This window comes from Pedobacter hiemivivus, assembly GCF_005144565.1.
GTDB classification, from domain to species: domain Bacteria; phylum Bacteroidota; class Bacteroidia; order Sphingobacteriales; family Sphingobacteriaceae; genus Pedobacter; species Pedobacter hiemivivus.
Genome location: NZ_SWDX01000001.1, coordinates 752,624 through 770,587 on the forward strand (window position 1 = coordinate 752,624; position 17,964 = coordinate 770,587).

The 17,964-nt window shown below is 38.4% G+C and carries 16 protein-coding genes, 1 tRNA gene and 1 pseudogene; 9 read left to right on the plus strand and 9 right to left on the minus strand.

The features are described 5' to 3' along the window. Positions 1 to 2 precede the first annotated feature (2 nt). The gene (gene rho / locus FBD94_RS02875) at positions 3 to 1,901 is read right to left on the minus strand and encodes a transcription termination factor Rho (protein WP_136879000.1); all 1,899 of its coding nucleotides are present in this window, start codon (positions 1,899 to 1,901) and stop codon (positions 3 to 5) included. Positions 1,902 to 2,253: 352 nt separating this feature from the next. Between rho and pyrF the strand changes: the two genes are divergently transcribed. The 4 genes from pyrF to FBD94_RS02895 are packed head-to-tail and all read left to right on the plus strand — an operon-like array spanning position 2,254 to position 5,527. Beyond that, entirely contained in the window at positions 2,254 to 3,084 is an 831-nt protein-coding gene (pyrF, locus tag FBD94_RS02880; protein WP_136879001.1) for an orotidine-5'-phosphate decarboxylase, read from the plus strand. Beyond that, entirely contained in the window at positions 3,081 to 3,983 is a 903-nt protein-coding gene (locus tag FBD94_RS02885) for a DMT family transporter (RefSeq protein ID WP_136879002.1), read from the plus strand. Before pyrF ends, FBD94_RS02885 begins: the two co-directional genes overlap by 4 nt. 40 nt (positions 3,984 to 4,023) lie before the next feature. Next, positions 4,024 to 5,304, plus strand: coding sequence for a DUF2851 family protein (locus tag FBD94_RS02890; protein WP_136879003.1), 1,281 nt, complete (start codon positions 4,024 to 4,026; stop codon positions 5,302 to 5,304). A 1-nt stretch (position 5,305) separates the two neighbouring features. After that, positions 5,306 to 5,527 (plus strand): PspC domain-containing protein, encoded by a 222-nt coding sequence (locus FBD94_RS02895; RefSeq protein ID WP_136879004.1) that lies wholly within the window; start codon positions 5,306 to 5,308, stop codon positions 5,525 to 5,527. Here FBD94_RS02895 and FBD94_RS02900 read toward each other — a convergent pair whose 3' ends face one another. Further along, positions 5,528 to 6,172, minus strand: coding sequence for an ankyrin repeat domain-containing protein (locus tag FBD94_RS02900; protein ID WP_136879005.1), 645 nt, complete (start codon positions 6,170 to 6,172; stop codon positions 5,528 to 5,530). It abuts the gene before it with no gap. A 158-nt stretch (positions 6,173 to 6,330) separates the two neighbouring features. On the opposite strand from FBD94_RS02900, the gene FBD94_RS02905 reads away from it, so the two are divergent. From FBD94_RS02905 to FBD94_RS02920, 4 genes are all read left to right on the plus strand, one after another. Further along, positions 6,331 to 8,904 carry an FtsK/SpoIIIE family DNA translocase gene (locus FBD94_RS02905; protein WP_136879006.1) on the plus strand — a complete coding sequence of 858 codons (2,574 nt, stop codon included), beginning with the start codon at positions 6,331 to 6,333 and terminating at the stop codon, positions 8,902 to 8,904. A 17-nt stretch (positions 8,905 to 8,921) separates the two neighbouring features. After that, complete coding sequence (locus FBD94_RS02910) at positions 8,922 to 9,569, plus strand: LolA family protein (RefSeq protein WP_136879007.1); 648 nt, start codon at positions 8,922 to 8,924, stop codon at positions 9,567 to 9,569. A gap of 39 nt (positions 9,570 to 9,608) precedes the next feature. Further along, complete coding sequence (locus tag FBD94_RS02915; protein ID WP_136879008.1) at positions 9,609 to 10,373, plus strand: MBL fold metallo-hydrolase; 765 nt, start codon at positions 9,609 to 9,611, stop codon at positions 10,371 to 10,373. 21 nt (positions 10,374 to 10,394) lie between these two features. Then, positions 10,395 to 10,478: transfer RNA gene (locus tag FBD94_RS02920), tRNA-Leu, on the plus strand. A 357-nt stretch (positions 10,479 to 10,835) separates the two neighbouring features. Here the strand turns inward: FBD94_RS02920 and FBD94_RS02925 are convergent. The 7 genes and pseudogenes from FBD94_RS02925 to FBD94_RS02950 form a co-directional block, all read right to left on the minus strand. Continuing rightward, positions 10,836 to 11,192 (minus strand): hypothetical protein, encoded by a 357-nt coding sequence (locus tag FBD94_RS02925; protein WP_131609562.1) that lies wholly within the window; start codon positions 11,190 to 11,192, stop codon positions 10,836 to 10,838. Further along, positions 11,193 to 11,357: a hypothetical protein gene (locus FBD94_RS25880; RefSeq protein WP_165503608.1), complete on the minus strand. Its 165-nt coding sequence runs from the start codon at positions 11,355 to 11,357 to the stop codon at positions 11,193 to 11,195. Positions 11,358 to 11,805: 448 nt separating this feature from the next. Beyond that, positions 11,806 to 11,994 (minus strand): annotated as a pseudogene (locus tag FBD94_RS26545) (hypothetical protein); the annotation flags it as partial. A gap of 135 nt (positions 11,995 to 12,129) precedes the next feature. After that, positions 12,130 to 12,852: a DUF4369 domain-containing protein gene (locus FBD94_RS02935; RefSeq protein WP_169472197.1), complete on the minus strand. Its 723-nt coding sequence runs from the start codon at positions 12,850 to 12,852 to the stop codon at positions 12,130 to 12,132. A gap of 142 nt (positions 12,853 to 12,994) precedes the next feature. After that, a complete protein-coding gene (locus FBD94_RS02940) occupies positions 12,995 to 15,049 on the minus strand; it encodes a discoidin domain-containing protein (protein ID WP_136879009.1) in 2,055 nt (684 codons plus the stop codon). Between the two features lie 791 nt (positions 15,050 to 15,840). Then, entirely contained in the window at positions 15,841 to 16,104 is a 264-nt protein-coding gene (locus FBD94_RS02945; protein WP_131609568.1) for a hypothetical protein, read from the minus strand. 361 nt (positions 16,105 to 16,465) lie between these two features. Next, positions 16,466 to 17,284, minus strand: a complete 819-nt coding sequence (locus FBD94_RS02950; protein WP_131609570.1) for a helix-turn-helix domain-containing protein — start codon at positions 17,282 to 17,284, stop codon at positions 16,466 to 16,468. A 112-nt stretch (positions 17,285 to 17,396) separates the two neighbouring features. On the opposite strand from FBD94_RS02950, the gene FBD94_RS02955 reads away from it, so the two are divergent. Next, positions 17,397 to 17,963, plus strand: a complete 567-nt coding sequence (locus FBD94_RS02955; protein ID WP_131609572.1) for a sugar O-acetyltransferase — start codon at positions 17,397 to 17,399, stop codon at positions 17,961 to 17,963. Position 17,964: the final 1 nt, after the last annotated feature.

The following is a 17,964-nucleotide window of genomic DNA, read 5'->3' on the forward strand; positions in this document are numbered from 1 at the left end:
AATTAGCTATTCATTGAAATTAAGAACTCTTCATTAGATTTTGTACCCTTTATCTGAGCCTGAACAAACTCCATCGCTTCCTGAGCATTCATGTCTGCCAGGTGGTTACGTAAGATCCATACGCGTTGTAACGTGTCTCTGTCGTGCAATAGATCGTCTCTACGAGTACTTGATGCTGTAATGTCGATAGCAGGGAAGATACGTTTGTTAGATAATTTACGATCCAACTGAAGCTCCATGTTACCAGTACCTTTAAATTCTTCGAAGATTACCTCATCCATTTTAGAACCTGTATCCGTTAATGCAGTTGCAAGTATGGTTAATGAACCACCTCTTTCAATGTTACGTGCAGCACCGAAGAAACGCTTAGGTTTGTGTAATGCATTGGCATCAACACCACCCGATAAGATTTTTCCAGAAGCAGGAGCAGTTGTATTGTACGCTCTTGCCAACCTGGTAATAGAATCTAAAAGGATAACCACATCATGTCCACATTCAACCAAGCGTTTTGCTTTTTCAAGCACAATGTTGGCAATTTTAACATGACGTTCCGCTGGCTCATCAAAAGTAGAGGCAATTACCTCAGCTCTTACACTTCTAGCCATATCAGTAACCTCTTCCGGACGCTCATCGATCAATAAAATGATCAGGTAAACCTCTGGGTGATTTTTAGCAATTGCATTGGCAACCTCTTTTAGTAAATTGGTTTTACCAGTTTTAGGCTGTGCTACAATTAGACCACGCTGACCTTTACCAATTGGGGTAAATAAGTCGATGATACGAGTCGAATAGTTATTTGTTTCGGTAAACAGGTTTAATCTTTCTGTTGGAAACAATGGCGTCAAATAATCAAACGGTACACGATCCCTTACATCAGCAGGTAAACGTCCGTTGATCGTTTCCACCCTAACCAATGGGAAGTATTTTTCACCTTCTTTTGGTGGACGGATACTACCTTTTACAGTATCACCTGTTTTTAAACCAAATAATTTTATCTGAGATTGTGATACATAGATATCATCTGGTGAAGAAAGGTAGTTGTAATCTGCAGATCTTAAAAAGCCATATCCATCAGGCATAATTTCTAATACACCTTCATTGGTGATGGTATTGTCGAAATCAAGGTTGGAGTAACTGTTTTCGTTTTGTTTCTGCTGACCACCAGTATTACCTTGATTTTTAGGCCTGTTTTCTTGTGGTCTTTGTTTTTTATTATGGTCTGCATTTAAATTTGCAGGTGCATTGGTTTTAATCTCAGTTGGAGCCGTTGCTGCTGTGTTCACTTCTGCCGATGGAGCAGTTGCTGTTTCTACTGGAGATTCAGCAGGAGCTTGAAAAGGTCTGTCTTGTTTATAACCTTCACGGGCAGCAGGTTGTGGATCAAATAACGAAGCCCTGTTAAAAGGTCTTTGTGTTTTTTCTTCCGTCTCCTTCGGTGATAAACGAACCCTTTTTCTTGCAGGCTTGTCACCTTGAGCATCTTTTTCATTTTGCTCAGCGGTCTCTATAGGGGTAACGTTTTCAACGTTCTCAATATTTTCAACAGTCTCCACATTAACTGCGGGACTAGCTTTTGCTACATGTTCTTTTACCTGGCGTTCCTTTTTTACAGGTGCTGCAGCTGGCGTGTTTTCAACAGGCGCAGGAGAGGCATCTTGTGGAGCGGTTTCTTTAGCCGGACTATTCTTTGGGGCAGTATCTTTTACCGCCTTAGTTTTTGCTGGCTTTGCAGGTGCTGCTTTAGGAGCAGACTCGGCCTCTGCTTGTTGTTCTGTTATCTGGGCAATAATTTCAACAAGTTCAGCCTTACGCAATTCATCAGCATTTAGAATGCCTTGAGTTTTTGCTATCTCACGCAATTCTGCGGTGAGTTTTTCATTTAATTCTGTTTTATTAAACATTATATGGATGTGGAGAAATTTTTTAAGTAGTAATTTTCATAAGTATTTAAGTTCATCATTAATGAAACGATCAGGTGTTATTTCTTATTATTTTTTTGATTGGTAACACATGAAGGGATCAGTTGAACAACGCAGAAAATGCAAGTATAAAAGGTGTTATTGAACAAAATTTTAAGGGATTTTCTGGGATGATCAGATAAACTTTAGGGAATTATGTTGCAATTGTATGTATTTGAAATCTAATCTCCAAGAAAAAGTTGAAAATCTTTGTAATATTTTCAATTAAAAGTTTTGAAAAGGAGTCTAAAACCTCCCGAAAATTGACATCTTTGTATCCAAAATTTACCCCCAGATGAATAAGAAGCAACTATTTGAACAAATTAAAACCAAGAAATCTTTTTTATGTGTAGGCCTTGATCCAGTAATGGAGAATATCCCAAAACACTTGTTAAAATACGATAATCCGGTATTAGCGTTCAATAAACAAATTATTGATGCAACCAAAGATTTGTGCGTTGCCTATAAACCCAATACTGCTTTTTATGAATCTATGGGATTGAAAGGTTGGGAGACTTTAATCAGAACATGGGAATATATTGATAAAGATATTTTTACCATTGCCGATGCAAAAAGAGGTGATATAGGAAATACTTCGGCCATGTATGCCGATGCTTTCTTTAACCTGGAAAAATCAGGGATGAGCTTTGACTCCATTACAGTTGCCCCATATATGGGTAAAGATTCGGTAGGCCCATTTTTAAATTATACTGATAAATGGGTTATCCTTTTGGCTTTAACTTCCAATGCCGGACATAGTGATTTTCAATTGCACCATACGCCCGAAGGCAAGCTGTATGAAGAAGTGATTCGGATTTCTTCGCAATGGGCAAATAGCGAGCAACTGATGTATGTTGTTGGCGCGACCAGAGGAGCAGAGTTTGAAAACATCAGAAGATTGGCACCGGATAACTTTTTACTGGTACCAGGTGTTGGCGCACAAGGTGGAAGTCTGGCTGATGTTTGTCAGTACGGATTAAATAGTGAATGCGGATTACTTGTAAACTCTGCACGTGGCATCATCTACGCAAGTAATGGCGAAGATTTTGCGGAAAGAGCGAGAGAAGAAGCTTTAAAATTACAACAAGAAATGGCGCAGATTCTGGAGTCTGCAGGTTTAGTATGACCAAAAAAATAGATTTAAAGCTAATTCTCGCTTTAGCTGGAGTGGCTTTAATATGGGGTACTACTTATTTGGGTATCCGTATTGCTGTTCATACCATCCCCCCTTGGTTTGTTGCGGCGATCAGACAAACCATTGCTTCTGTTATCCTTTTGTTGATTCTGCTTCGTAAAAAAGAATTGACATGGAAGGGCTGGCCACATGCAAGGCGACAAATGTTGTTATCCTTATTAATGATTGTAATCGCAAATGGTATGACGACCGTTGCTGAGCAAACCATTCCTAGTGGACTTACATCCCTCTTAAATGCATTAACAACATTATTCGTATTTATTACCTGTGTAGCGATAGGTTTGCAAAAACCTTCCTTGAAAGGATTTTTAGGCGTGATCATCGGCTTTCTGGGCGTAGCTTTTATATTCCGGAGTGGTTTAGGTGCATTGCTTGATCCTAACTATAAAACGGGGATCATGTTTTTGTGTTTCGCTATAACGGGTTGGACTATCGGTACCGTTTATATTAAAAAGAACAATCAACCATCAGATAATATTTTACTGGATCTTTTTTACCAATTTGTTTTTTCAGCAGTAGCTCAGTTTGTATTGGCGTTTATGTTTTCCGACAGTAGGGATGTTTCTCTATGGAGCATAAACAGTATGTTAGCCGTTACGTATTTAGCCATATTTGGCTCGGTTATGGCGTTTTTCTGCTACCATTATGCCTTAAAAAAAGTTAGTGCTACAGAAGTTTCCATGTTAACCTATTTCAACACCGTGATTGCCTTATTTCTTGGCTGGTTAATTTTGAATGAAATTATTACCATTGATATTTTAATTGCTACCGTATTGATTATCATCGGGGTTTTTATCACAAATTATAAAAGTAAAAAAGAATCATTGTAATTTGTGGATGAACTGACGCATTTGCGTTAAATTCTCGGAGATGGATTTTTCTGAACATTTTTTACACTTTATATGGCAGTTCAGACTGCTTAATTCGGCTAAGCTTTATTGTGAAGACGGGGAGGAACTACAGGTATTACATCCTGGCAGCTTAAATAAACACGCCGGCCCTGATTTTAGCGGGGCTAAACTAGTTATTGATGGCATTAAATGGGTTGGTGATGTAGAGATTCACCTCAAATCATCCGATTGGCTTGCGCATGGTCATCAAAACGATCAAGCTTACAATTCAGTCGTTCTTCATGTGGTTTACCAGCACGACAGTCCAATTTATCGGACAAATGGTAGTCTGGTGCCTGTGCTGGTGCTCAAGAATCTGTTTTCCGACCATTTACTCAGTAATTACACTGAACTCATCGCTCATGTAAACCCTTTTCCATGTCAAAAGCATATTGCTGATGTTGATCGGCTCATTGTAGATACATTTCTATCCAGAATAATGATAGAACGATTTGAACAAAAATCGGAAGAGGTATTTCAGAAACTCAGTAATAACCGCGGAGACTGGGAGCAGACATTTTACTATTTTCTGGCCAGAAACTTTGGTTTTAAAGTCAACGCAGTTCCATTTGAATTAATGGCTGATGCTTTACCATGGCCTATTTTTTCTAAACATAAAGACAATGCTTTGCAAATAACCGCACTGATATTTGGGCAGGCAGGATTGCTGGAACAACCATTTCTGGATGTCTATCCAACACACCTACAAAATGAATATCTTTTTTTGAAGAAAAAATATGGCTTAATCCCCGTTGATCCAGTTTTGTGGAAGTTTTTACGAATGCGGCCGCAGAATTTTCCTACGGTTAGACTGGCGCAGTTTGCAGCATTAATCCTAAAGACTAATCATTTATTTTCAAAAATATTAGAAGCAGGATCTGTGAAAGAAGTCCGTTTACTTTTTAACCATCTGCCCGTAAATGAATATTGGAAAACGCATTATCATTTTAATAAAAGTACCCGACAGGTCGTTGTTCAGCCAGGGACCCAGTCCATTGATAACATTATTATCAATACGATTTGCTTGTTTTTGTTCTCCTACGGGAAGTATACAGATCAACCAGAGTTGATGGATAGGGCCTTAGACTTTCTGGAAAATATCCCGGCAGAAAGGAATGCTATTGTAAATCAGTATGTAAGCGCTGGACTTAAGGTCGATCGTGCTTTTACCTCACAGGCTATACTTCAATTAAATAAATGCTATTGCAGTCAGAAAAAATGCCTAAATTGTGCTATAGGAATTAAAATCTTAAAGAAATAACATGTTCCAGCGGATCATTACTTTTTTTGAAAAACAGAGTTTTGGGGTATGTACCTATCTCGCCGAGCGACTAAATATGTCCATCAGTAAGATCAGGTTGTTTTTTATTTACTCTTCTTTTTTGGCCGTAGGCTTTCCGATTGTGTTTTATATACTTGCTGCCTTGGTGCTAGATGTGCGGCATTATATGAAGAAAATCAGGATGCGCATCTGGGATGTTTAGTTAAACTTTCAGGATTTCAGCGATTTCATTAAAGCCTTTTTCCAGCGCCAGATCAGCTGGTAATTTACCACCTTCCATTCTTATATCTACTTCTGCTTCGTGTTCAAGTAGCAATATGATCAATTCTACATTACCTAATTGTGCGGCAGCATGAAGTGGTGTAAAACCTGCTTGTTGTGTTACATTTACATTTGCGCCAGCATTGATCAGCATCTTCGTAATGCTGATATTTCCAGAAGCTACGGCAGAGTGAATAGGGAAAACATTGTAACCATTATTGGCCGGTATGTTTACATCAGCACCTCTGGATATCAATAATTTAGTGATTTCTTCATTGCCAAAATAAGTAGCGAGTCCCAGCGCCGTGAAACCATCTTTAGAAAAAGCATTTACCGTGGCAGGGTTGCGTTCTGTGATGAATGCTGTTTCTTCCAGTTTGCCCAAAGCACAGGCTTCGAACAGGTTAATTTGGTTTGCGAAATTGGCGATTAAGGCAGCAATTTCAGGTTTTTTGTAATAGCAGGCTAATAAAATAGGAGATATACCATGACTGGTCTCTTTAGTGGCAAGGGCAGGGGTTGCGGTCAAAAGATCAAAAATGCCCTGTCTACTTCCCGTTTCGATTAATGTCTCTAAATCCGTCATTTCTAATGTTAAATTTCGGCTAAAAATGCTTAATTAATTTAATATAGCCAAATTGGGGCTAGATGTAAATAAAAAGTTTTTTCAGCAATGTTTATAATAACTTAGCACATACAACTATATGTTTTATATTTGTTAATTATTAAAATCAGCAATTAAAGATGTCGGTAAGGGGAAACCAGTTTAAGTCCAATTCATTTAAAAATGAGCCTGCGGAGAAGCAAAGCTCAAGACCATCCGCTACCAAACCGTTTAAAGAAAGAATAGAGATTTTGCCTCGTTTTAATTTTCAGGATGGTAGGTTGTTTAAAATTATCGGACTGGTATTCTTAATCTTGTCTCTCTATTTTCTTATAGCCTTTACGTCTTATTTATTTACCTGGCAGGAAGATTATAGCTATGTAATAGACGCAAATGGAGGCTGGAGCAATCTTTTTAAAACATACGAAGAGCTACAGCAGGTCAATATACCACCAGTTGTACAAAACTGGCTAGGTAAAATAGGCGCGTTATTGTCGCACCAGTTTATTTACGAATGGTTTGGACTAGCGTCTTTTCTGTTTGTGTTTGTGTTTTTTGTGATCGGTTACCGCTTGTTGTTTAAGGTTAAAATCTTTTCTATCGAAAAAACACTAGGATATAGCCTTTTCTTTTTGCTATTTCTGTCCTTAACATTCGGTTTTGGACATGCTTTTGTTTCCAACACGCCTCATTTTATTGAAGGTGAGTTTGGTTATTGGACCAATAAATTATTGGCCGCACAAATTGGTGTTGCCGGAGTAGGAGGGCTTATTGCTTTTTTAGGCTTAAGCGTGTTGATCATTGCCTATAACATTGATTTTAAAATTCCAGAGCGTAAGAAGAAGGAAGAAGCTATTATACCTGATGTGCCTGAGGATTTTGAACTGGAAAGTGAAATACGTTCGGAGCCTGTTGAGTTTAATGTGAATGACAGGTATGCCGGGCAGCCTAAACGTGAACAGAATATAGTGCTTACACCGTCTAGATTTGAAGATAAGGAGGAAGAAGAAGAGATCGTTCCACCAGTATTTACTCCAGCAGTAAATGTGATGGCGGCGCCGATAGTATTGAGTCCAACAATAGATACTGCGCCTATATTGGAAACTAACCCGATATTGGAAACTACTAAAGCCGAGCCTGAGCTAACCATAGAGAAAACAGAAGAGGAGAAAAAATCTGATGAACTGATAGAGCAATTCGGTAATTATGATCCAACATTAGATTTATCCAGTTATAAATATCCGCACCTTGATTTGTTGGAAAATCATGGTTCTAACAAAATCTCTGTAAATTCTGAAGAGCTGGAAGCCAATAAGAATAAGATTGTGGAGACCCTTAATCACTACAATATAGAGATTGATAAGATTAAGGCGACCATCGGCCCAACAGTTACGCTTTACGAGATCATACCGGCTCCAGGTGTGCGGATCTCTAAAATCAAAAACCTGGAAGATGATATCGCGCTAAGTTTGGCCGCTTTGGGTATCCGTATCATTGCACCTATGCCGGGCAAGGGTACCATTGGTATTGAGGTGCCTAATATGCATCCCGAAATGGTTTCTATGCGTAGCATTCTGGCAACAGAAAAGTTCCAGCAAACAACGATGGACCTTCCTATTGCTTTGGGTAAAACCATTTCAAATGAGGTGTATATCGGTGATTTATCAAAAATGCCCCATTTATTGGTGGCAGGGGCAACCGGACAAGGTAAATCTGTTGGTATCAACTCTATTTTAGTATCCTTGCTGTATAAAAAACACCCTTCGCAATTGAAGTTTGTATTGGTGGATCCTAAAAAGGTAGAGTTAACCTTATTTAATAAAATAGAGCGTCACTTCCTGGCCAAGCTTCCTGGTGAGGCCGATGCCATTATTACAGATACTAAAAAAGTAATCAATACCTTAAATTCACTGTGTATAGAAATGGATCAACGTTATGATCTGTTAAAAGATGCACAGGTAAGGAATTTAAAGGAATACAATGAAAAGTTTATCAAGCGTAAACTGAACCCGAACAATTCACATAGGTTCTTACCTTACATTGTTTTGATTGTGGATGAGTTTGCCGATTTGATGATGACGGCAGGTAAAGAGGTAGAAACCCCAATCGCTCGTTTAGCACAGTTGGCTCGTGCGGTAGGTATCCACTTGGTTTTAGCTACGCAACGTCCTTCGGTAAATATCATTACCGGTACAATTAAGGCCAACTTCCCGGCTCGATTGGCCTTTAGGGTATTGTCTAAAATCGATTCAAGGACAATTCTGGATAGCGGTGGTGCCGATCAGCTAATTGGTCGTGGAGATATGCTTTTATCTACCGGTAATGATCTGATCAGGTTACAGTGTGCCTTTGTAGATACACCAGAAGTAGATCGTATCTCTGAGTTTATTGGAAATCAAAGAGGGTATCCAGAAGCTTATCAGTTGCCTGAGTATATTGACGAAGCTGCCGAAAATGCTAAGATGGACTTTGATGCCTCTGATAGAGATTCGATGTTCGAAGAAGCTGCGCGGTTAATTGTAATGCACCAGCAAGGTTCTACCTCATTAATCCAACGAAAATTAAAGTTGGGTTACAATAGGGCAGGGCGGATCATTGATCAGTTGGAAGCTGCCGGAGTGGTTGGCCCGTTTGAAGGCAGTAAAGCCAGAGAGGTGTTGATCCCTGATGATTATGCATTGGAACAATTTTTGGACAACCTGGACAAGAATTAATATTTAAGAGAAACAGGATGAAGAAAATTGTGTTGTTGCTGATGGTAACACTGGGTTATATACATGTTGTAAATGCACAAACAGATGCGAAGGCTAAAGCTATATTGAATGACGTGAGTAAAAAATATCGTTCTCATGATGTGGTTAAAGCTGATTTTAGCCTGATTATAGACAATCAGCAAGCGAATGCTAAAGATACTCAGCAAGGTACTTTATATGTAAAAGCAAATGCCAATAAGTACAAGGTGAGCATGACTACGCAGGATATGATTAGTGATGGGAAAACACTTTGGACGTATCTAAAAGAAGAAAAAGAGGTTCAGGTAACGAATGCGAATAGTGATGATTCCCTTAACCCGGCAAAAATATTCACCATTTATGAAAAGGGCTTTAAGTATTTATATACTGGTGATAAAAAGGTAGGTACAAAAGTCTACCAGATGATCGACCTGACGCCAACTGACGTTAACAAGTCTTACTTTAAAATACGCTTAACCATTGATAAGGCTGCTAAGCAAATTGCCAGCGCACTTATTTTGGAGAAGAATGGAAACAAGTATACATATACTGTGAAGTCTTTCGTAGCTAATGCAAAAGTACCTGAATCAACTTTTACCTTTGATGCGAAGAAATATCCAGGTGTAGAGGTTGTAGACTTAAGGTAATTTATTTAAGTTTGATTACATGCTTGCAACAAATATATTTTGAAGGTTACATTTTTAGGTACGGGCACATCGCAGGGGATCCCTGTTATTACCTGCAATTGTGCAGTTTGCCGCTCCACAGATCATAGGGATAAACGATTAAGGGTTTCTATATTGTTAGAAACCGGGGATAAGACCATTGTGATCGATAGTGGACCGGATTTCAGGTATCAGATGCTTCGTGCGGGTGTAAAAGACCTTGATGCGATATTGTTTACACATGAGCATAAAGATCACGTAGCGGGATTAGATGACATTCGCCCTTTCAATTATCTGCTAAAAAAGAACATTGACATTTATGCAACTGAACGGGTACAGCACGCTTTAAAAAAGGAGTTCTCTTATATTTTTGCTGAGGCTCATTATCCCGGCTTGCCACAAATAGACTTACATACCATAACGGATGAAGCGTTTAATGTCGGTAATTCTACTATCGTACCACTTCCAATCATGCATTATAAATTACCCATTCTGGGGTTCAGGATAGGCGATTTCACTTATATTACCGATGCAAAAACGATTGCCGATGAAACTTTAGAAAAAATCAAAGGTAGTCGCGTACTTGTTGTTAATGCTTTGCAACACGAACAACATATTTCACATTTTACTTTAAATGAGGCGATTGAGTTTTCAGGAAAGGTAGGGGCGGAGACAACTTATTTTACACATATCAGTCACAATTTAGGCCTTCATGCCGTTGTGGAAAAAGATTTACCTGCAAATATAAAATTAGCCTATGATGGGTTGACGATATTATCTGAATAAATCTATATTTGCAGAACAAATACTCAGGTGGCGAAATTGGTAGACGCACCAGCTTGAGGGGCTGGCGCTGGCAACGGCGTGGGAGTTCGAATCTCCTCTTGAGTACAGGTAATTATCCAATATTGGATAAATTGTCAAGATAGTGCAAATGAAACATACAAAAAGGGCCGCAAAATATATTTTAAGGCCTTTTTGTATGTTTCTCAATGACTAAATTTAATTGATTGCCTTTAGCTGACCCGTAAATTCAACTTTAGAACTAATAATTTAGACTTCACTCCTTTAGCAGGAAAAATGCCCTTCAAATACCAAGAACCAGGATTTCGTTGTCTATTGGTCTCCATAATAATTAGTTCTAATCTTGTCCTAAATAGTGATCCAATATTGGAATGTTAGATTTTCGATACTAGGAGTTAAGGTTCATTCGTGAATATAGTCAGCATTGTTTGAATATTATTTCTGTTAGGAAATCCGGTAAATAACCCCTGCAAAATCATCTGAAACCAACATTGATCTATTTTTAAGCAACAACACATCTACAGGGCGACTCCAAAACTCCTGCGTAGCCTCATCCAGCCAGCCACTGGCGAACGTCTCACACCAACTGTGGGTCTTTGAGTTTGCCGCTGTGAAAATACGGTAGCCAAGATACATACTAGCTTTATGTGTTTTATTCAACTCACAAAACGGAACATCATCTCCCATCTGATCCCTATCATTATCGCTAAACCATACCTCCTTTGTGATAGCATGCCAGGTAAAACCGACTGTAATGGAGGACACTGCTTGCAAAGGTTTCATATCCAGTTCCGTCATCATTTATTCTGAAAATTGCAGCATGTCTGTCGTCTGGCATACTGATGTTAAACGTGGCACCAATAGGTATAGTTTACCATCTGTGCCAAATTTAATGTAATTCCAATGAGGAGGCCATTCGGTAGGGAACTTATCAAAGATCAACTCACCTTTAATAGGATTTTTCAATTTTTATCGATGTCAGAAAACGGATCGCAGGATAAAAGTTGGGAAGAATTGCTTTTGGCGAAATACCCAGTCTAATCTTCATCCTCCAGTTGAAAAATTTCTCAACTGGTTTTTCAAATATCCTCGACAATTTTAAAGCAAGGACCGTGGAAGGAACATATTTTCCGGCCTCAAATGAATTAATTGTCTGCCTGGATACTGAATTAGAACTGCTAGAGCCTGTCAAATGTGTTCGGTATTTATTAGCTTTTTAATATATATCAAAAGCATGAGATAGTCAGAGCCTTGTTCAAAGACAATCTCGCTAAGGCCGAAAAAATCCAGCGTGGACGCAATAAAAATAAGTCAACGGCGTATTAATATACAGGAGCGTTAATTTAGGTGACAGGGAATTGTCGGTATGACTGTTCCCCGTTTTTATTTTCTGCTTTTTTAGAGACTACGGTCTTTAAACGGAACTTTTGAGGAAAGGTTTGGGATGCTGTTTTGTCGAGCATTGATTTGTGCTTATAAACAAAAAAAGGTAAATCAGTTCTTCCCTGTTTTTTACTTTCAGTAATGCAAATAATCCCAGTAGAATAGTGAGAATTCCTAATTTGACAGCAATTACTGCCCCAGCCAATCCATTCCCAGTTCTCCCTGGACCTGAACGCTGATATTACCAGTGTTATTAAAAAGGTATCAACTTAACGGGTATTAATAATACATTTATCTGAAGTTTCCTGCAGGTCATGACTAAGAAGATATTTTAATTAAACCTGATTTAGAAATATTACCATTTCAAATAAAGCATTCCGTAAAACGATTCCTGCACCTCCTTGTTAAGCATGGAATACTGTGACGAGCACTCTGCTTTGGTTAAAATGCCTTCGTGCGGGCCCAAGTAAAATAATATAAATGCACTGACCGGCAGGTTTTTATAGGTAAAAATAAACTCTTTAGTTTTATCCAGGATTAGTGATTTAACCTCTACCGGAGACTGACCATTTCCTGATATGATTAGACCTGCTGGCTGTTTGTAATAGGTAATGAGCAGCGGCAAAATCGATTTGAAAAAGCTGAGATGTAACTTTTGGTTAGGTGATCCCTCGCTCACAACATCTGAAAGGAGCCTTTGAAGCTTGATTTTTTCTTTTTTGATCAACATGTCCTCGGCCTTTCCGGAAATGTTGAGATCGTTGTTATCAATCCATAATGTGAACATCATTTTTCTGGCTTCCAAGCCAATAGAATATATTTTGGGTTCAAAAACACCGGTATGAAATTCAAACACGTCATCTGTAACAACACAGGAATCTTTGATGCTTGTGCCTTTTCCGGCACCAAAATCATACAGGTAAATTTTGTCAATACCGGCTTTGCTCAGGCCAGTTATCCGGCCTTTGATCATACTTTGTGAATAACTATTAGTTCCTGCCAAAATTAAGTAGAGCAAGAGGAATAACTGCAGGATAAATTTTTTCAAATCTTTACAGAAAAATAATATATTTTCCATTTTAAGGCCGGTCCCTGTGCTTATACGCTTTAACATATATTTATTGGATTTGTTTTGGTTGTTAAAATTGTCATTGTTAATATCATCTGGTTATCAGAGTAAGCCGATTAAATTGAAATAACATCATATGATTCTAATTCAATCACCACCAGATTTGCTTCCCGTTTTGGTATGTGAAAATACGTTCCTCACTGCCACCACTAAGGCATTTAAGCCAGAACAGCGCTCCGGCAGGAACTTCATGGTAAATTAGGTCATAGTCTTTGGCTGTTTGTGAACCAAGAGAAATCCAGGATTTATCCCAGTAAAAAAGTTCGTACTCGTTACCGGGCATGATACAGTTTGTGTCATTGCGGGGACAAAATCTAATTTCATTTACCACGCTTTCATTCCCTTCTCCCAGGTCAAGACCGATCCATCCGTCTTTATTTTCGGCATTTTCGTAATATGAATCCATGTTATTGTCAAATGCTTTCTCTATCTCATGTCCAACCGTTCCCTTCCTACCTATCAGCTCACCTTCTAGCAGAACTGTATCAGCGTTTTTTTTCTCGTAAAATTGTACTTCTGCAATGTTGTCCGCCTCCCAGCCGCCGCCGGCCACCGCCTGGTATCTCAGGTAACGAAATGGGCGGGTATTTTTTAAGCGGACAGTATTCATATAAAAAGGGTAGCCCTCAATCTGATAAAGAAGTACGGCATCTTTAAAATCAGGGAAATTTGAGGCTTGGAACGTGCCTCCTTTTAATATTTCTGTATGATACGCGGTATAGGAATGTAAAGGCGCCTTACGCCATAACTTAACGTCTTGTTTGGTTAAACTTTTTTTAAGGTGATGGATACGATTCACGCTGTCAATATAAAAAGGATTACTGATGACTTTATGTTTCCCATTTAAATAAGTGGTAGGAACATAAACGACATTTCTTCCTATCTTCTTAAAATGGAAAACATTGTTTTCATTTGCGGAAACAGCGACCGGAAACCAGCCGTTACGGTTAAAGATACAAAGATGCACCGCTTTATGCCTTGTGGATCCAGGTTTTAGTTTTAAGGTGATACTGGCATGTTTCAGGTATTCTTCTGTGACGTCTTTGATGTTTTTTGAATGAAATTCTGGCGCTATGAATTGAGCTGGTACCGCCCGATGTAAGGCCTGCATTTCCGCAGACTCCGAGTAGGTGAACCTGTATACTTTCGGGATGGTCTTGACATGCTGAATGTACATGCCCTCTGGGAATTCCGCTTCTGTAAATTTATGTCTTGAATCCATGAATTCCGTGGAGAAGTCCACTATGCCCCAGGTGTTTTCCTCAGAGTTTTTGTTGGTGATCAATTGGTTAGGTTTGCGGTGGTCAATGAGTTTGACCATAAAATGGCGGCTATTTGTATTCCCCCAATTGGGAATATAATCTAGAGCTACAGGTATTCCGGCTGCGCGCATCGCTGTTGCAGAAATAAAAGATGTCGTTTCACAACCTCCGATTCTGCCCTTTAAAATATCACTGATGCTTTGTGTAAATGGATAATATTTATTGAAGTATGTGGTAAAACCAGTTTCAGTGTTCAACTGCCAGGACATATGATCAAATACTGATTTTAAATCATGGGTATTGGGTGCTCCGTAGGCGATATTCGTATATTCCTCATAGAATTTTGGCCGCCAGTATTGCAGTTGTTCATCCCTTATGCGGTATGGTAAAATGTACTCGCAAAAATCATTAAACGATACATAATTTGCCCAGGGAGCCTTTTTCCATGCCTTAAATGCGTATTCAATATTGCCGGTCAGGTAGGAAGCAGAAATGATCTCCAGATCTTTAACTTTCTCAACCTTACCGGGATGTGGCCATCCCAGGCGTTTAACCATGGAGTCTCCGATAGTCATCTTGTCCTGGTTTGACAGTTGGAAATTCGTATAAGATGAGCTGTCAATTAATGAAAAAACATTGGCGTATTTTTTAATCTCAGCTCCTGTGTATCCATAATGGTCCCGCATGTTCGTTAATAAAAATAATGCCGCCTTTCTTTTTAAGCTGTCTTCAGGATTTGAATAAAACCTGAATACTTTTTCTATTTCTGGTCTGTTGGCACCAGCTTCGTTTAATGAATCATCGGACAAACCATTGTCCTTTTCATTTCTGCAGGAATACATGGCACATAAAAAAAATAAAGTTATGATATGTTTAAGCTTCACGATCAGTCTTTTTTCAATAAATATAATTGTGCTCCGTAAAATCCATTTTTGGCTGGGGGTCCGTACCATCCCTCGAATGAATGACCCTTATCGGAAGTGTATCTTAAAATACTTGGTCGGCCTAAAAATCCTTTCTTTGTTTCAAAAGAAGAATTTTGCCTATGGCCGTTTTATAAAAGTGATTATAATTGACGTATTTATCGATGGACAATTAGCTCTAATTGATAGATAATATCATCAAAATCCGTAAAGAGAATATCGTATCAGAGCCTTTATATCAAGCATCCTTTTTAAAAGGAAATGATCTCTAATGGTTTGCCGTCAAATTGGGGAGGAACGAAAAAGTGGCCATTTTTTCCATGTTTAATCCAAGTAAATTAAGGACTGGACAAAGAATTGAAAGCCGCTCAAGTTAATATTTCCTGGTTAAAATGTTATTAAGAGTAATATGCAGAATATGCATATTACTCTTAATTATCTCCGCTAACTAAGTATGCCAAAATTCTGCTGAAATTAGTTTGAAGTTTAACCATGGAAAACAATATTGGAATTATTTAGCATAATAAAGGGCTGTCACAGATTGGCAGAGGCAATTAGATACTTTCAAAATTCCCTTAGGATACATGCAAATTTTTTAGTTCTAGACTCGGAGATCTCTGGGCTGACAAAAACTAATGCGGTACATCATATGGCAATAGTTTATATAAAACGTTTGCTCTTCAAGTCTTCAATTATTGGCTCCATAATCATGCAGAGATAATTAATTTGCATATTTCCAATATCCTAAATCCCTATTTAGAATAATATTCAATTGTTCTTTCTACTATTCTATTTCCCTCTTTTTGAACTGTTGCTTTTTTTGCAACAGTTCCTTCTTGCTTCAATTCTTCTTCCTTGTATATGTTATTTAGATGCCTGGAAATCGTTGATTTGTTTTTGTAAAATAGATCTGAAATCTGATTTAAAGTTAGCCATACAGTCTCATCTTGGAGCTTTACATTTATTGCTGTTTGGCCATTTGACGATTGATAAATAATAATTTGATTTTCGGTCATAAATAATAAACTTATTGCTAACGTATGTATAAATTATGAAAGGTAGGTAATCCTCTTATCCAATATTGGATCACGCATATATAAATTCCACGGTAACCGTTTATATAAAACCTTTGCTTTTCAAGTCCTGAATTATTGGGTCTAGGATCATGCAGAAGCGTTCTAGATGTTCAAAGTAATCTTCCTTTACGGTACAGTTCAAAGTATTCATGCTAATGGTATAAACCGTACTTAGAACATTTCAAAGTACGGTTTTTTTGTGTCAAATCGGCCTTAAAAGCTATCTCAGCCTTGTTCAAAGTATTCCTGCTAAAGGCTTTTATGATTACGGGGGACTAGCAGATTTAGTTAGAACAAAAATTTATCCAATTCGCTCCCGATATTCCTTTGGCGTTACGCCAAGCAATTTTTTCACATAGCGGGTAAAGAACGAACGGCTTGAAAAATCCATTTCATCGGCTATTTCGGAAATATTAAGGTTCTTATTTTGCAATAGTATGATAATGCGCTCTTTTGCGTTACGCTGTATCCATTCAGATGCGGTTATTGCGGTATTGACCTTGCAAATGTAATTAAGGTATTTAGGTGTAATATTCAGCTTATCACTGTAAAACCCTACTTCCCGCTGTGTCATGCAATGTTCCTGCACCAATTGTATAAACTGTTCGTATAGGGTTCCGCTTTGCAGACTTCGTTTTCTTCTGTCGAGCTCGTCCTCAAAAATGTGCCACATTTCCAAAAGAAAAATTTGCATCTGGAGTTTTAGCGCTTCCTCATAAAATCTGTGGCCAGTTTCCTGCGACATTTCGTACAGCAACTTAAAATTTTTTAGGATTTTCTCTTTGTCTTTCTTATCCGGATGCAAGATTGGATATTCTTTGGAATGTATAATGCTGTCGATGCTCGCCGTGGCACTCGGCAAACTTGCGGTAAGCAGATCGCTGTCGACAAACAAAATCGTGGCCTTGAAAGTCTTTGAAAAAAACAGGTCCGAAACATTGATGCCCGCCAGCCAAAAGATAAACTCGCCTCTTTTACTCTGATATTGCCGGCCATTAAAGACAAATTTCAAGCTTCCACTTTGACAATAGATATGTGTATGGAAGCGGATATTAAAATCTTCCGGAAATTGACTTGCTGATACCGTTTTGCAGAGCATAACTTTTTGATTTACTGCCATATTAGGTAAAAATAGAACAAATAGTCAATAATAGGTAATATTTGACATTACTTGCGAAATAAATGTAACAAAGCACCTTTGAAATACATTTACCTTTGTTCCTATAAAAATTATGGGAAGGAACACAGAAGATATTTTCGAGAGGTTACGCAATGGGGAAACTGTTTTACCGAACGACCCTGAAGCATATAGAATGCGTGAGGAATCGTTTGCCACCAAGAAACTTTTGAACCAAATGAACAACACAGCAGACCCTGATGAAATAAGAAATTTATTGGGCCAGATAACAGGTTCGGAAATTGATGAAAGTGTTGCGGTTTTTACACCTCTGCACATCAACTACGGAAAGCATACAAAAATCGGCAAAAATGTATTCATCAATTTTGATTGTGTGTTTTTGGATCTGGGCGGAATTACCATCGGGGACAATGTGTTCATCGCTCCGAAAGTGAGTCTACTATCCGAAGGACATCCAACATCTATCAAAGACCGACATTCATTAATCCCAAAAGCTATCCACATCAAAAAAAATGCCTGGATTGGCGCGAATGCAACAATCCTTCCGGGCGTAACAATAGGAGAAAATTCTATTGTGGCGGCGGGAGCGGTCGTTTCCAAAGATGTTGCCGACAATACAATCGTAGGTGGAATTCCTGCAAAATTCATCAAAAACATTTAAA

Coding starts and splice junctions, on each gene's coding strand:
- FBD94_RS02945 (WP_131609568.1), bottom strand. CDS start 16,104: ATGACCGAAAATCAAATTATTATTTATCAATCGTCAAATGGCCAAACA.
- FBD94_RS02935 (WP_169472197.1), bottom strand. CDS start 12,852: ATGGAAAATATATTATTTTTCTGTAAAGATTTGAAAAAATTTATCCTG.
- FBD94_RS02955 (WP_131609572.1), top strand. CDS start 17,397: ATGGGAAGGAACACAGAAGATATTTTCGAGAGGTTACGCAATGGGGAA.
- FBD94_RS02905 (WP_136879006.1), top strand. CDS start 6,331: ATGTCGGTAAGGGGAAACCAGTTTAAGTCCAATTCATTTAAAAATGAG.
- FBD94_RS02895 (WP_136879004.1), top strand. CDS start 5,306: ATGTTCCAGCGGATCATTACTTTTTTTGAAAAACAGAGTTTTGGGGTA.
- pyrF (WP_136879001.1), top strand. CDS start 2,254: ATGAATAAGAAGCAACTATTTGAACAAATTAAAACCAAGAAATCTTTT.
- FBD94_RS02890 (WP_136879003.1), top strand. CDS start 4,024: ATGGATTTTTCTGAACATTTTTTACACTTTATATGGCAGTTCAGACTG.
- rho (WP_136879000.1), bottom strand. CDS start 1,901: ATGTTTAATAAAACAGAATTAAATGAAAAACTCACCGCAGAATTGCGT.
- FBD94_RS02900 (WP_136879005.1), bottom strand. CDS start 6,172: ATGACGGATTTAGAGACATTAATCGAAACGGGAAGTAGACAGGGCATT.
- FBD94_RS02910 (WP_136879007.1), top strand. CDS start 8,922: ATGAAGAAAATTGTGTTGTTGCTGATGGTAACACTGGGTTATATACAT.
- FBD94_RS02925 (WP_131609562.1), bottom strand. CDS start 11,192: ATGATGACGGAACTGGATATGAAACCTTTGCAAGCAGTGTCCTCCATT.
- FBD94_RS02885 (WP_136879002.1), top strand. CDS start 3,081: ATGACCAAAAAAATAGATTTAAAGCTAATTCTCGCTTTAGCTGGAGTG.
- FBD94_RS02950 (WP_131609570.1), bottom strand. CDS start 17,284: ATGGCAGTAAATCAAAAAGTTATGCTCTGCAAAACGGTATCAGCAAGT.